Genomic DNA, 13291 nt, shown 5'->3' with positions numbered 1-13291 from the left:
GGCTGCCCGCGATGCTGAGCTACTGCCAGGCCGCGCCGCCGCCCGTGCTGGCTGGCGTGGTCGCACGCTTCTCGCAGCGCCGCTGTGCCGACGCGCACCGGCATGTGCCGGTCTTCGGGCTGCCGGCACGCATCGACCGTTTCATCGAGTTCTATCTCGGCGAGCCCGTGCATGTCGGCGAGGGCGGCGGTGAGCTGCGCGCCGCGCCCGACATCGCGCTGGTTGCACCGCATACGCGGCCCGGCAAACAGTTGCAGATGGTCGGCGACGTGGACACCTTCACCGTGCATTTCGAACCCACCGGCCTGCACCGGCTGTTCGGACTGCCGCTGCGCGGTCTGGCCGATCAGGCCGCGCCTGCCGCGGACCTGCTCGGCCCGACGGTCCGCCGGCTGCGCGACGACCTCGCACGGGCGCCCACGTTCGACGCCCGCGTGGACATCGCCTGCCGCTGGCTGGCCGAGCGCCTGCCGTCGGTCCGGCCCGCCGACGCGCTGGACGCGGCTGCCTGCGCGTGGCGCGCGGGCGATGCGGCCGTCGCGCCATGGGCCCGCCGCCTGGGCTGGAGTGAGCGCCACCTGCACCGCCGCTTTGTCGAGCGCACGGGCCTTGCGCCCGCGCTCCATGGCCGGCTGCTGCGCTTCCAGGGGCTGATAGACGCGCATGCGCAGGCGCCGCAGGCCTCGCTGACCGAGCTGGCGCTGGTGGCGGGCTACTTCGATCAGTCTCATTGCATCCGGGACTGCCGCGCCTTCACGGGGCAGTCGCCCGGTGCCTTCCTGGCCGCGTGGCCGGACCTGGGCCGGGGCTGAGGCCTGGGCAGCGCCGTGTCCGATCCGTCCAATCGCGGCTGTGGCGAGGCGCCTAGAGTGGTGTCATGCGTCCGCTGCCCCACTCACCCGCTCCCCCTCGCCGCCGCTGGTTGACACAGGCGTTGAGCGTCGCGACCCTGCCCCTGATCGGAACCCCGACCATGCCCAGCCTTGCCCAGCCCTTCCTCGAACCCGATGTCGCCGCGCTGCTGCGCGTGATGGAGGACACCTGGAACGCATCCGACATGGACGCTATGTTCGCCGTGGCCACGCCGGATATCCACTGGGTCAATGTTGTGGGCATGCACTGGCAGGGCCATGCCGATGTGAAGAAGGCGCATGCGGTCTTCTTCGATGTCATGTTCCGCGGCGTGCCGTTGAAGCTGGAGGCTGTCGAGCATGTAAAGCCCCTGCCGGGCGGGCTTCGGCTGCTGGTCGTGCGCTGGCTGCTGGGGGCGTACAAGACGCCCTCCGGCGAGCCACGCCCGACGTCGCACAACCGCATGTCCATCCTCGCCGTGCCCGGCCCGGCGGGGCTGCTGATCAGCCATGTGGCCAACATCGAGGTCAGCTCGCAGGCGGCGCGCCACAACCCGGTGTGATCGACGGCCGGGCCTGGCAACGGCGTCAGAATCGCGGCCTTCCCACAAGGAGAGGCCATGAAACCCGTGCTGATGACCCTGGCGGCGCTGCTGTGCGTTGCTGCGCAGGCGCAACCCAAGCTGCCCGCCCCGAATTTCCCCACGTTCGCGTCGACCGCCGACGTGAAGTCCCGCTGCGATGCGGGCCTGAAGGGCGCGAAGCAACGTGTGGCTGCACTGGAGCGGCGCAAGGTGGACGCCGGCTGGCTGGCCGCGCTGGACGACCTGACTGTCTACCTGGAAGACCATCAGTACCCCAACGACTTCGTGCTGAACGTCCACCCGGACAAGGCTATTCGCGACGCGGCCCAGGCCTGTTCACTGCGCTGGGCCGATTTCGGCTCCAGCCTGGGCCAGAACGAGAAGCTCTACCGCGCGCTGCAGAAGGCGCCGAAGCAGGACGGCATCGACGCAGAGTTCGTGCGCCTGGCGTCGGGCCAATTCGAGGACAGCGGCGTGGCGCTGCCGGGCCCGAAGCGCGCCCGGGCCAAGCAGATCCTGGACAAGCTGATCGAGCTGGATCAGCAGTTCAACAAAAACATCCGTGATGCAGGTACCCGCGTCGCCTTCACCGAGGCCGAGCTGAAAGGCGTGCCCGCCAGCGTGTGGGAGAAGGCCAAGCGCGACGACCAGGGCCGCATCCTGCTGGGCGTGGACTACCCCAGCTACGTGCCCGTCATGCGCCAGGCCGAGAGTGGCGACGCGCGCCAGCGCATGTGGCTGGCCAAGACCAACGAGGGCGGTGAGCCCAACCTTGCGCTGCTGGCCCAGATCGTCACGCTGCGCGGCGAGTACGCCAAGCTGTTCGGCTTCGACAACTACGTGGATTTCAACCTGCGCCGCCGCATGGCCAAGGACGGCGCGACGGCCACGAAGTTCCTCGACTCGGTGACCGGCGCCGTCAACGCGCGCGAGAAGACCGAGCTGCAGGAGTTGCGCGCCGCCAAGGCCCAGCATCTGGGTACGCCGCTGGCGCAGACGCAGGTCGAGCGCTGGGACGCCACGTTCTACAGCGAGCGCGTAAAGCTGCAGAAGTTCAGCGTCGACCAGAACGCCTTCCGCGCCTACTTCCCGCCGCAGGCCAGCCTGGCGTTCTCGATGCGCATCATCGAGAAGCTGATGGGCGTGAAGTACACGCGCATCGAGAACAAGCTGTGGCACGACGAGGCACAGACCTACGTCGTCAGCGACGCAGTGTCGGGCCAGCCCATCGCGCAGATGTATGTGGACCTGTACCCGCGCGAGGGCAAGTACAACCACGCCGCCGTGTGGCCGCTGCGCGGCAGCGCCACGCGCGCCGGCCGCACGCCGGCGGCGGCTCTGGTGGTCAATTTCGACCGCGAGGGCCTGACGCTGGACGAGGTGGAAACGCTGCTGCACGAGCTGGGCCACGCGGTGCACGTGAACCTGTCCAAGACGCGCTACGCCGCAACCGCCGGCACGGCCGTCATGCACGACTTCGTCGAGGCGCCGTCGCAGATGCTGGAAGACTGGGTCTACGACAAGGACGTGCTGAAGCTCATGCAGGACGTCTGCCCGACCTGCAAGCCCGTGCCCGATGCGCTGGTGGCTCAGGCCCAGGCTTCCAAGCACCACGGCAAGGGCGGGCAGTTCGGCCGACAGCACCTGTACGCCAGCTACGACCTGACGCTGCACCAAGCGCCCAAGCCCGAGCCGCTGTCGCTGTGGGCCAAGATGGAAGGCGCGACGCCGCTTGGCTATGTCCCCGGCACCCAGTTCCCAGCCGGCTTCGCCCACATTGCCGGCGGCTATGGCGCGGGCTATTACGGCTACCTGTGGAGCTTGGTGGTGGCGATGGATCTGCGCACCGCATTTGCTGCCGACAAGCTCGGCGCCGACGTGGGCCGCCGCTACCGCGACGAGGTGTTGGGGCAGGGCGCGCAGAAGCCAGCGCCCGAGCTGGTCAAGGCCTTCCTGAGCCGCGAGAGCAACTCGCAAGCGTTCTTCGAGTACCTGAAGAAATGAACAAAGGGCCGCGTCAGCGGCCCTTTGTTCATGCGCGCAGGGGCGTCAGTGCCCGCAGCTGCTACTGCCACAGCCCGAGGCACCGGCTTCGGCTGTGACCGCCTCACGGCACTCGCCCGTGGCTGGGTCGAAGCCACGCTGCTCCATCGTGAACACCAGCGCCGCATCCATCATCTCGGCATGCTGCGGGAACCAGCCCGCCAGCTCCGTGCGCAGGATGGACAGCGGCTCACGGTCGTTCAGCTCGTTCGCGTAGCGCAGCGCCTCGCGCATCACGTTCAGCACCATCGCGTGCTGGCTGCTGTGGCAGTTCTGCGGCTCGAAGCCGCAGCGCGCCATCCAGTCCTCCTCCATCGCGAAGTGGGCCTGGGTGTGGGCCAGCAGCGCGTGGTAGGCGGGCAGGGCGTCCTCGCCCGCATCCAGCGCGGCGCCGAAGACGTTCAGCAGCTCGATGAACTCCTGGTGGGTGGTGTCCAGCTGGGGCTGGTTCAGGACGAGGTTGTCGGTCCAGGCAAGGGTGGTCATGCGGGAATGCTAGTCAGGCGTTGTCGTGGCGGCGTTGAGCCAGCTCAAGCCAGCCGTGCGCGATGTCGGGCCACCTGGGCGCGCACCTGCGCCGGTGCCGTGCCGCCCAGCACGTTGCGGGCGTTCAGCGAGCCTTCCAGCGACAGCACATCGAACACATCGGCCTCGATGCGGGCGTCGAAGGCCTTCAGCGCGTCCAGCGACAGCGCGGCCAGGTCCACGCCCTGGGCGGTGGCCGTCTTCACGGCGTGGGCGACGACTTCGTGCGCGTCGCGGAAGGCCACGCCCTTCTTGACGAGGTAGTCGGCCAGGTCGGTGGCCGTGGCGTGGCCCTTCAGCGCCGCGGCGCGCATCGCCTCGGGCTTGGCGGTCAGGCCGGCCAGCATGTCGGCAAAGATGCGCAGCGTGTCCTTCAAGGTGTCCACCGTGTCGAACAGCGGTTCCTTGTCTTCCTGGTTGTCCTTGTTGTAGGCCAGCGGCTGGCCCTTCATCAGCGTGACCAGGCCGATGAGGTGGCCCACCACGCGGCCGGTCTTGCCGCGCGCCAGCTCGGGCACGTCGGGGTTCTTCTTCTGCGGCATGATGCTTGACCCGGTGCAGAACGCATCGGGCAGCGCGATGAAGCCGAAGTTCTGGCTCATCCACAGGATCAGCTCCTCGGACAGCCGCGAGATGTGGATCATCACCAGTGACGCGGCGGCCGAGAACTCGATCGCGAAGTCGCGGTCGCTGACCGCATCCAGGCTGTTCTGGCACACGCCTTCCATGCCCAGCGTGCGGGCCACGCGCTCCCGGTCCAGCGGGTAGCTGGTGCCGGCCAGCGCGGCGGCGCCCAGCGGCAGGCGGTTCACGCGGCGGCGGGTGTCGAGCATGCGCTCGGCGTCGCGGGCGAACATCTCCACGTAGGCCAGCAGGTGGTGGCCGAAGGCGACCGGCTGCGCCACCTGCAGGTGCGTGAAGCCGGGCAGGATGGTGTCGGCGTACTGCTCGGCCTTGTCCACCAGCACGCGCTGCAGCTGCGTCAGCAGGCCGGTGATGTCGTCGATCTCGCCGCGCAGCCACAGCCGCACATCGGTGGCGACCTGGTCGTTGCGGCTGCGGCCGGTGTGCAGCCGCTTGCCAGCAATGCCCACGCGCTCCGTCAGGCGCGCCTCGATGTTGAGGTGCACGTCCTCCAGGTCCAGCTTCCAGTCGAACTGGCCGGCCTCGATCTCGGCGGCGATCTCGCCCAGGCCGCGCTGGATGGCGGCATGGTCCTCGGCGCTCAGGATGCCCTGCGCCGCCAGCATCTCCGCGTGCGCCAGGCTGCCGGCGATGTCGGCGCGCCACAGGCGCTTGTCGAAGCCCACGCTGGCCGTGTAGCGCTTCACCAGGTCGCTCATAGGTTCGGAAAACAGGGCGGACCAGGCTTGGGACTTGTTGGCGAGTTGGTTGTCAGACATGGGGCGAACAGCGTTGGGGCTGCGCGCACAATCGCGCGCAGCCCGGCATTATCGAACGCCGCCTCCGCCATGCTTTCGTCTCTCTTCAAGCGTCGTCGCGAGCCGCCTGCCAGCGTCTGGCACGACTCCCTGCAGGTCAGCCAGTGGCTGGGCTTTGCCGCGACCGAACTGCCCCAGCTGTCCCGTGCGCCGCTGCTGGACCCGACGCGTGCCTTCGACGTCTGCCACGTGGGCCTGGTGCTGCGCGCCGTGCTGGGCGTGCAGCTGCTGCTGGCGCTGGGCATGGCGCTGGTGGCGCGTGACGCCAGCCAGTGGCTGTCGATGACGGCGGGCGGCACGGTGGTGACCATGTTCGCCGTGCTGTTCTGGCTGCTGGCCGTGTGCGCCGCCCGGCGGCTGTGGCCGCGCCTGCCCGAGCCGGTGCAGTGGCTTGCCTTGATGGCGCTGGGCGCCATGGGCGCGGCGATGGGTTTTGCGCTCTACAACCTGGCCAGCGAGGAGCCGGCGTCGGCCTGGCGCTGGGGCAGCATCGCTGCGTCGGGCGCCAGTGGCGCGGCCGTGCTGCTGGCCTGGCTCAAGCTGCGTGAGCACAGCCAGCGCCCGGCCGATGCGCTGGCCCAGCTGGTGGAGCTGCAGTCGCGCATCCGCCCGCACTTTCTGTTCAACACGCTGAACAGCGCCATCGCGCTGGTGCAGGTGGACCCGGCACGCGCCGAGGGGGTGCTGGAAGACCTGGCCGAGCTGTTCCGCGTCGCGCTGGCGGACTCCAGCGCCTCGGTCACGCTGGCCGAGGAGGTGGAGCTGGCGCGGCGCTACCTGGCCATCGAGCAGATCCGCTTCGGATCGCGGCTGCGCGTGACCTGGCAGCTGGACCCGGCTGCCGGCAGCGCGAGGCTGCCGCCCCTGCTGCTGCAGCCGCTGGTGGAGAACGCGGTGCGTCACGGCGTGGAGCCCAACGACGAGGGCGGCGAGCTGACGGTGACGACGCAGCGGCGCGGCGGCGAGGTGGAGATCTGCATCGTCAACAGCGTCGGCGCGCCGGCCCGCACCGCTGGCCACGGCCTGGCATTGCGCAATGTGCGCCAGCGGCTGCGGCTGATGCATGACGTGGCGGCCGCCTTCGACCTGGAATCCACCGACACTCGCTTCTCCTTGCGCATCGTTCTGCCGTTATGACCGCCCTGCGAGTCCTCATCGTCGATGACGAACCCCTGGCGCGGCTGCGGCTGCGTGGCTTGGTGGAGGCCATTACCGAACCCCGCTGCGAGGTGGTGGCCGAGGCCGCCACCGCGTCCCAGGCCACCGCCTGGCTGCGCGAGCATGGCTGCGATCTGCTGCTGCTGGACGTTCAGATGCCCGGCGCGGACGGGTTGCAGTTCGCCGACAGCCTGGCCGGGCGCGCGGCCGCCGGCCAGCCGGTGCCGATGGTCGTGTTCGTCACCGCGCATGCGATGCACGCGCTGCGTGCCTTCGAGCTGGACGCGGTGGACTACCTCACCAAGCCCGTGCGCCGCGAACGCCTGCAGGCGGCGCTGGCCCGCGTGTGGCAGCGCATGACCGAACGGGCTGCCGTGCAGGCGCGCCAGCCCGCCGATGCGCCGGCTGCGCCCGACGCCGACTTCATCACCATCACCGACCGCGGGCGGCTCAAGCGCGTGCCGCTGTCGGAGGTGCTGTACTTCAAGGCCGAGCTGAAGTACCTGACGCTGCGCACCGCCAGCGAGAGCCATGTGATGGACGGCGCGCTGTCCGACCTGGAGCAGCGCCACGGCGACCGCTTTCTGCGCGTGCACCGCAATGCGTTGGTGGCCCGCTGGGCCGTGCGCGAGCTGGAGCGGCATGCGCCCACCAGCTTCGGCGAGCTGGACGGCGGCGACGCTGCCGATGGCGCCGACAGCTGGGCGGTGCGCATCGTGCATGTGGACGAATGGCTGGCCGTGTCGCGCCGGCAGGTGGCGGCGGTGCGGGAGGCGCTGGCGGGGCAGGGGCGCTGATGCAACGCGCCTGGCTTGCGGCGGTGGCGCGCGCTGCTGGTGACCGCCTGGCTGCATGACGGGGCGCCACCGTCGTTGGCTAGGCCTGCTGATGCTGGCCGGGGGGCTGGGGCTGGCGGGGGCGCAGTGGTGGGAGGCCGCCGTGACGGTGCCGGCGGCAACCGCCGCAGACGGCGCTGCGGTTGCTGCTGTTGGGCCTCACGAGGGCCGGCATGCTGCTGCGGCTGCGCCGCTGCCCGTCAGTCCGGTAGGCAGCGGGGCCCAGGCTGGCGCCGCGCCGTCGGGCGATGACCTGGAGATTCCGCAAGACGGCCTACAGGTGTGTGGCGTGGGGCACGTTCCGGCTGCTGAGTTGCGGCGCTGGAGGGCAGAGCCGGCATGGGGGGAAGTTCAGGCCGAGCGTCTGAATCAGGAGATGGCGCAAGTGGGCAAGCAGGCGCTGGCCAAGATCGCTGCCCGGTTGGCGGCGGGCAACGATCGCCAGCAGGTCGCGGCGCGACTGCTGATGCAAGACCGGGACGGTGCCGCGCTTCTGGCTGAGCGCAGCCGCGATGCACAGGCGTACCAGATGGCGTTGATGGCCTGCGGCGGCCCTGGTGGCGACACGGCGAACTGTGCGCGCCTGACGCCGCAGCGTTGGGCTGCGTTGGATCCGTCGGACGCTCGGCCGTGGCTGCGCTTGATGGATGCTGCCCGCCAACGCAAGGATGCTGCCGGTGTCGATGCGGCCTTGGCCGAGGCGGCGGCGCGCCCGCGCTTTTCGCGTGTGCGCGGGCTGCTGGCGGCCGAGGTGGTGGCCGTGGCGGACGCGGTGCCGGACCTGGGCGGGGTGGGGCATGCGCTGATGGCCGTGCTCTCGATGGACTTGGCGATGACCGGCTTTGACATGGCTTTTCCGCTACGCGTTTGCAAGGGGGATGCGCTCGCGGACGCCACGCGCCTGGCGCACTGCCGCGCGTTCGCCCGCCAGGCGCTGGCGGGCGCGACAGATCTGCTGGAGGCGTCGGTGGCGCAGACGCTGGCGGATCGCGTGGGCGTGCCGCGCGATCAGCAGGCGCTGGACGCCGCCACGATCAAGGCCGCGCGAGAGCGGCTCGGCGACCTGACGATCGCTGCCGTCGGCATGGACTGCGCGGCGATGCAACGCACGACGCAGTTCGCCCGTGACGTGGCCAGCCGAGGGGAGTTGGCTTTCGCGCTGTCGTTGGTGCCTGCAAAGGCCGCGTCGCGCTGATTCAGTGGTCGCTTGACATGGCCTGTACCGCGCGCAGGTGGGCGAGGATCAGCGGGTTCACGCGCTCTGGCTCGCTGAGTGGCGCGAGGTGGGCGCCGTCGTCCAGCCAGGCAAGCTGCGCCCGGGGTAGGCGGCGGGCCAGCGTTTGCGCCACGGCGCGGGCGCTGTCGCGCGTGGCGCCGCCGCAGATCAGCTGCACGGGCATCTGCAGGCGGGCGAGCTCGTCGTCGCGCCAGCGCGCGGCGTACAGGCCTTCGAAGTGGCGGCGGATGGTTGGCATGGGCTCGGCGAGGCGGGCGCGCTGGGCGGCATCCAGCTCAGGCCAGATGTCGCGGCCCTGCCAGTAGCCGACGAAGCCGCGGGCGGCGGCGTCCAGGTCGCCGCGATCCAAGTCAGCCTCCACCGTCTGCGCCACCTGCCGGGCTTCGTGCAGGGCCGGTTCACCCTCATCCAGCATGCCGAAGGCGACCGGCTCGTACAGCGTCAGCGAGCGCACGCGCTGCGGTAGCAGCAGGGCCATTTGCAGCGCGGTGGCGCCGCCATAGCTGTGGCCCACGAGGTGCAGGGGCTGATCGGGCGGCAGGTCCAGCGCGGCCAGCACGGCCTGGGCTTCGGTGCGCAGGTCGCCTGGCGCGCCGTCGGGCCAGCCAGCCCGCCCGCCGTGGCCCATGAAGTCCGGCGCATGCCAGGGGCCGCTCAGGCCCTGGGCGGTGGCGTCGGCGATGAGCCGGCGCCATTGCCGGCCGCTGGCGCCGCTGGAGTGCAGGCAGACGATGGGCGAATGGGGTGCGATGTCGGTCATGGCAAGTTCATGGCGGTCGGCCGGCCATCGTACGGGCGCGCAGCGGGGCCAGCCCGGCGGGACTCAAGCCGTGAAATTCGTCACTTCTGTGCAGATGATTTGTATCAAATAAATCAAATATAACGACACAAAAGGTAAATTTGAATTTTTGAACATCATGGTGTGTCGAGCCTTTCGCCGCCCCTCGATTCCAGCGACGCCGCGTGTCGCGGGTGCCGCGGGTGTCGAGCGTGGGGCCGGCCTGCCGACGGGAACATCACTGTGAACCAACTGATGACCATCGATGCTGTCGTGCGCCTGATCCGTACAGGCCGGGCGCTCGCGATCACGGGTGTGGAGGAGGCGCTGGACCAGCTGCCGATCGGCGCCTGGATTGGCGGTACCGCGCCCCACATGAAGGACGCCAAGGTGTGCGCGAGCACGGAGCGGCAGGTCTTCGTGACCGAGTTGCCCGCACGGGGCCTGACGTCGGTGCAGTACTACGACTTGGAGCGCATGGCCGCGATCAGCGCGCATGCGCCGGCGCAGGGTTACAGCTTGGTGATCGTGCCGGACGGCGGCTCGGCGCATCTGCGCTTTGCCTCGGAGTTCGGTGATGAGCCCGGCGTCACGCCGCGCCCGACGGTGGGCTGGGTGGCCTCGGTGGACTCCGCCCGCCGGGGACTTCGCCAGCCGCTGGTGTACTTCGGCAAGACAGGGCAGAAGCTGGCGGAGGGCGCCGTCGTTGCCCATGCACGTGTGCCTCAGGGCATGTTGCTGGGCGACGGGGTGGCGCGCCTGATGGCCCCGCGCGGCCTGGACGTGCTGTGCTTCGCACACAGCGGTTCGGCCACGGTGGGCGCCGGCAGCATGGCCGCTGCGGGTTTGATGGCCTGAGCGGCCGGCAACCCGGCGCTGCCGCGCCGTCGTCAGCCCGTGTTGCGCAGGCCAGCGGCGATGCCGTTGATGGACAGGTGGATGCCGCGTTGCACGCGCTCCATTGCCGGGTCGTCCTTGGCGATGTGGCGGTAGCGGCGCATCAGCTCGACCTGCAGGTGGTTCAGCGGGTCGATGTAGGGGAATCGGTGCTCGATGGAGCGGGCCAGTGACGGGTTGGCCGCCAGGCGCTTGGCGTCGCCGGTGATGAGGCCCAGCGCCGTTTGCGTCCGCTCGAATTCTTCCTTGATGGCCGCGAAGATGCGCTTGCCCAGCTTCTTGTCTTCCACCAGCTCGACGTAGCGCTCGGCCAGCGCTAGGTCGGCCTTGGCCAGCACCATGTCGAGGTTGGACAGCACGGCGCGGAAGAACGGCCAGCCCTTCAGCATGCGCTTGAGCAGCGCAAGGTTCTTGGCGCGCTGGGTCGGCTCGTCGCCGAGGAATGCCTCCACGCCCGAGCCGAAGCCACACCAGCCCGGCAGCGCCACGCGCGCCTGGCCCCACGAGAAGCCCCAGGGGATGGCGCGCAGGTCTTCGATGGCCCGCGTGGCCTTTCGCGAGGCGGGGCGCGAGCCGATGTTCAGCTCGGCGATCTCGCGGATGGGCGTGGACGCGAAGAAGTAGTCGGCAAAGCCCGGCGTGCCGTAGACCAGCTTGCGGTAGGCGTCGAAACTGGCGTCCGACAGCGCCTGCGCGGCCTGCAGGAAGCTCTTGGGCGCGCTCTGCGTGGGGTGCAGCAGCGTGGCTTCCAGCGTAGCGGCGACCAGCGTCTCCAGGTTGCGGCGGCCGATCTCGGGATGGGCGTACTTGGAGGCGATGACCTCGCCCTGTTCGGTCAGGCGGATCTGGCCGTTCACGGTGCCCGGGGGCTGGGCCAGGATGGCCTGGTAGCTCGGGCCGCCGCCACGGCCCACGGTGCCGCCGCGGCCGTGGAACAGGCGCAGCGTGATGGGGCCGACGCGCTTGAGTTCGTCGAACAGCTCGACCAGCGCGATTTCGGCGCGGTACAGCTCCCACGACGACGTGAACATGCCGCCGTCCTTGTTGCTGTCGGAGTAGCCCAGCATGATGTCCTGCTCGCCGCCCGAGCGGTCCACCAGGCCGCGCACGCCGGGCAGCGCGTAGAACTCGCGCATGATTTCCGGCGCAATGCGCAGGTCGCCGATAGTCTCGAACAGCGGCACGATGATGAGGTCGCTGGTTGCGTATTCGGCGAGTACGCCGCGCAGCAGGCCGGTTTCCTTCAGCAGCAGCGCCACTTCCAGCAGGTCGCTCACGGACTCGGTGTGGCTGATGATGTAGTGGCGCAGCGCTTCGCGGCCGAAGCGAGCCAGCGCCTCGCGGGCGGCCTCGAAGGTGGCGAGTTCGAACTGGGTCTTGTCGGTGTAGCTGGCGCCGATGACGCGCAGCGGGCGGGCGTCGTTGAGCAGCTTCAGCAGCAGTTCGCGCTTTGCGGCCTCGTCCAGCGCCGAGTAGTCGCTCTCGATGCGCGCGACGGTCAGCAGCTCGGCCAGCACCAGCTCGTGCTGGTCACTGCTTTGGCGCAGGTCCAGCGTGGCGAGGTGGAAGCCGAACACCTGCACGGCGCGCATCAGCGGCGCCAGGCGCGGCGCGATCAGCGCCTCCGCGTGGTGGGTCTTGAGGGACGCCTCGATGATGCGCAGGTCGGCCAGCAGTTCGTCGGGTGTGCGGTAGGGGTCCTGCGGCGCGACGGCGTGGCGCAGCGCCTCGGTGCCTGTCAGCTCGTGCAAGGTGGCGGCCAGGCGGGCGTACATGCCGGTGAGCGCGCGGCGGTAGGGCTCGTCCAGTCGGTGGGCGTTCTGGTCGGGGCTGCGTTCGGCCAGCGCTTGCATGTCGGCCGACACGCCGGTCAGGCGCAGCGAGATGGACAGGTCGGCGCCCAGTTCGTGCAGCTCGGTCAGGTAGTGGCGCAGCGCGACCTCGCTCTGGCGCTGCATCGCGCGCTTCAGCGTTGCGGCACCGACGTTGGGGTTGCCGTCACGGTCGCCACCGATCCAGTTGCCCATGCGCAGGAAGCTGGGTAGCTTGGTGCCGGGCAGGTGCTCCTCCAGCTCGGCATAGAGCTTGGGGATCTGGCGCAGGAAGGTCGAGTGGTAGTACGACAGCGCGTTCTCGATCTCGTCGGCCACCGTCAGCTTGGAGTAGCGCAGCATGCGCGTCTGCCACAGCTGCGTGATGCGGGCGCGCAGCAGGCTCTCGGTCTCGCGCTGCTCGCGCTCGGTGCCGTCACGGTCGCGCTGCTCCAGCAGGCCGGCGACGGCGCGCTCGGCGTCCAGGATGCTCTTGCGCTGCACTTCGGTCGGGTGGGCCGTCAGCACCGGAGAGATGAAGCCGCGCTGCAACACTTCGGCGATCTCGGTCGGGCGGATGCCGGCCTCGTGCAGATGTTCCAGGCAGTAGGCCAGCGAGCCGGGCTGCAGGCTGCCGGCGCGCTCGTGCACGTCGCGGCGGCGGATGTGGTGGCGGTCCTCGGCGATGTTGGCCAGGTGCGAGAAGTAGCTGAACGCGCGGATGACGCTGACGGCCTGGTCGCCCGACAGGCTCTTCAGCAGCTTGTCGAAGCGCTTGCCGGCTTCCTTGTCGTGCTTGTGGCGGTAAGCCACAGACAACTGGCGCACGCGCTCGATCAACTCGAAGGCTTCGCGGCCTTCCTGCTCCCGGATCACGTCGCCGAGCAGGCGGCCCAGCAAGCGGATATCGGCGACCAACGGCTCGTTTTTGTCCGTCTTCTTGTCGACATCGGGGCGGGAAGGGGCGGCTCGTGAGGGCATGGCGGGTCGTCCGGTCAGAAGGTGAAAATCAAAAAGGTAACGAAGTTACCAAAATGTCACTCTAGCAGTTTCCTGCTGGGCGAGATGCCGTCTCGCGCGCTGTATCGCGTGTGCGACGCGGGCTTTGGAAAGCAGTGTTTGTGCCCGT

General features: G+C 69.6%; 11 protein-coding genes. 7 read left to right on the top strand and 4 right to left on the bottom strand.

Annotation, left to right across the window (positions count from 1 at the left end):
* Positions 1-11: 11 nt before the first annotated feature.
* The 3 genes from ACG0Z3_RS06820 to ACG0Z3_RS06810 all read left to right on the top strand — a co-directional run bounded on the left by ACG0Z3_RS06820 (position 12) and on the right by ACG0Z3_RS06810 (position 3439).
* Complete coding sequence (locus tag ACG0Z3_RS06820) at positions 12-812, top strand: AraC family transcriptional regulator (RefSeq protein ID WP_394396498.1); 801 nt, start codon at positions 12-14, stop codon at positions 810-812.
* A gap of 161 nt (positions 813-973) precedes the next feature.
* Positions 974-1414 carry an SgcJ/EcaC family oxidoreductase gene (locus ACG0Z3_RS06815; protein ID WP_394396496.1) on the top strand — a complete coding sequence of 147 codons (441 nt, stop codon included), beginning with the start codon at positions 974-976 and terminating at the stop codon, positions 1412-1414.
* Positions 1415-1471: 57 nt separating this feature from the next.
* On the top strand, positions 1472-3439 hold the full coding sequence (locus tag ACG0Z3_RS06810) for a M3 family metallopeptidase (RefSeq protein ID WP_394396495.1): 1968 nt from the start codon (positions 1472-1474) through the stop codon (positions 3437-3439).
* A 45-nt stretch (positions 3440-3484) separates the two neighbouring features.
* Here the strand turns inward: ACG0Z3_RS06810 and ACG0Z3_RS06805 are convergent, their stop codons facing one another.
* Together ACG0Z3_RS06805 and argH are read right to left on the bottom strand one after the other, a co-directional pair.
* The gene (locus ACG0Z3_RS06805) at positions 3485-3964 is read right to left on the bottom strand and encodes a hemerythrin domain-containing protein (protein ID WP_394396494.1); all 480 of its coding nucleotides are present in this window, start codon (positions 3962-3964) and stop codon (positions 3485-3487) included.
* 44 nt (positions 3965-4008) lie between these two features.
* Entirely contained in the window at positions 4009-5406 is a 1398-nt protein-coding gene (gene argH / locus ACG0Z3_RS06800) for an argininosuccinate lyase (RefSeq protein WP_394396493.1), read from the bottom strand.
* Positions 5407-5475: 69 nt separating this feature from the next.
* Here argH and ACG0Z3_RS06795 point away from each other — a divergent pair, with 69 nt between their 5' ends.
* The 3 genes from ACG0Z3_RS06795 to ACG0Z3_RS06785 all read left to right on the top strand — a co-directional run bounded on the left by ACG0Z3_RS06795 (position 5476) and on the right by ACG0Z3_RS06785 (position 8634).
* Positions 5476-6582, top strand: a complete 1107-nt coding sequence (locus tag ACG0Z3_RS06795) for a sensor histidine kinase (protein ID WP_394396492.1) — start codon at positions 5476-5478, stop codon at positions 6580-6582.
* Positions 6579-7400, top strand: a complete 822-nt coding sequence (locus ACG0Z3_RS06790) for a LytR/AlgR family response regulator transcription factor (RefSeq protein ID WP_394396490.1) — start codon at positions 6579-6581, stop codon at positions 7398-7400. Before ACG0Z3_RS06795 ends, ACG0Z3_RS06790 begins: the two co-directional genes overlap by 4 nt.
* A gap of 91 nt (positions 7401-7491) precedes the next feature.
* Positions 7492-8634, top strand: coding sequence for a hypothetical protein (locus tag ACG0Z3_RS06785; RefSeq protein ID WP_394396488.1), 1143 nt, complete (start codon positions 7492-7494; stop codon positions 8632-8634).
* A gap of 1 nt (position 8635) precedes the next feature.
* Here the strand turns inward: ACG0Z3_RS06785 and ACG0Z3_RS06780 are convergent, their stop codons facing one another.
* A complete protein-coding gene (locus ACG0Z3_RS06780) occupies positions 8636-9436 on the bottom strand; it encodes an alpha/beta fold hydrolase (RefSeq protein WP_394396486.1) in 801 nt (266 codons plus the stop codon).
* A gap of 273 nt (positions 9437-9709) precedes the next feature.
* On the opposite strand from ACG0Z3_RS06780, the gene ACG0Z3_RS06775 reads away from it, so the two are divergent.
* A complete protein-coding gene (locus ACG0Z3_RS06775) occupies positions 9710-10312 on the top strand; it encodes a DUF6976 family protein (RefSeq protein WP_394396484.1) in 603 nt (200 codons plus the stop codon).
* A 32-nt stretch (positions 10313-10344) separates the two neighbouring features.
* Here ACG0Z3_RS06775 and ppc read toward each other — a convergent pair whose 3' ends face one another.
* A complete protein-coding gene (ppc, locus tag ACG0Z3_RS06770) occupies positions 10345-13143 on the bottom strand; it encodes a phosphoenolpyruvate carboxylase (protein WP_394396482.1) in 2799 nt (932 codons plus the stop codon).
* Positions 13144-13291 lie beyond the last annotated feature (148 nt).

Source organism: Pelomonas margarita, assembly GCF_043555875.1.
In the GTDB taxonomy this organism is placed as follows: Bacteria; Pseudomonadota; Gammaproteobacteria; order Burkholderiales; family Burkholderiaceae_C; genus Pelomonas; species Pelomonas margarita.
This window is presented reverse-complemented; position numbering and strand designations above follow the sequence as displayed.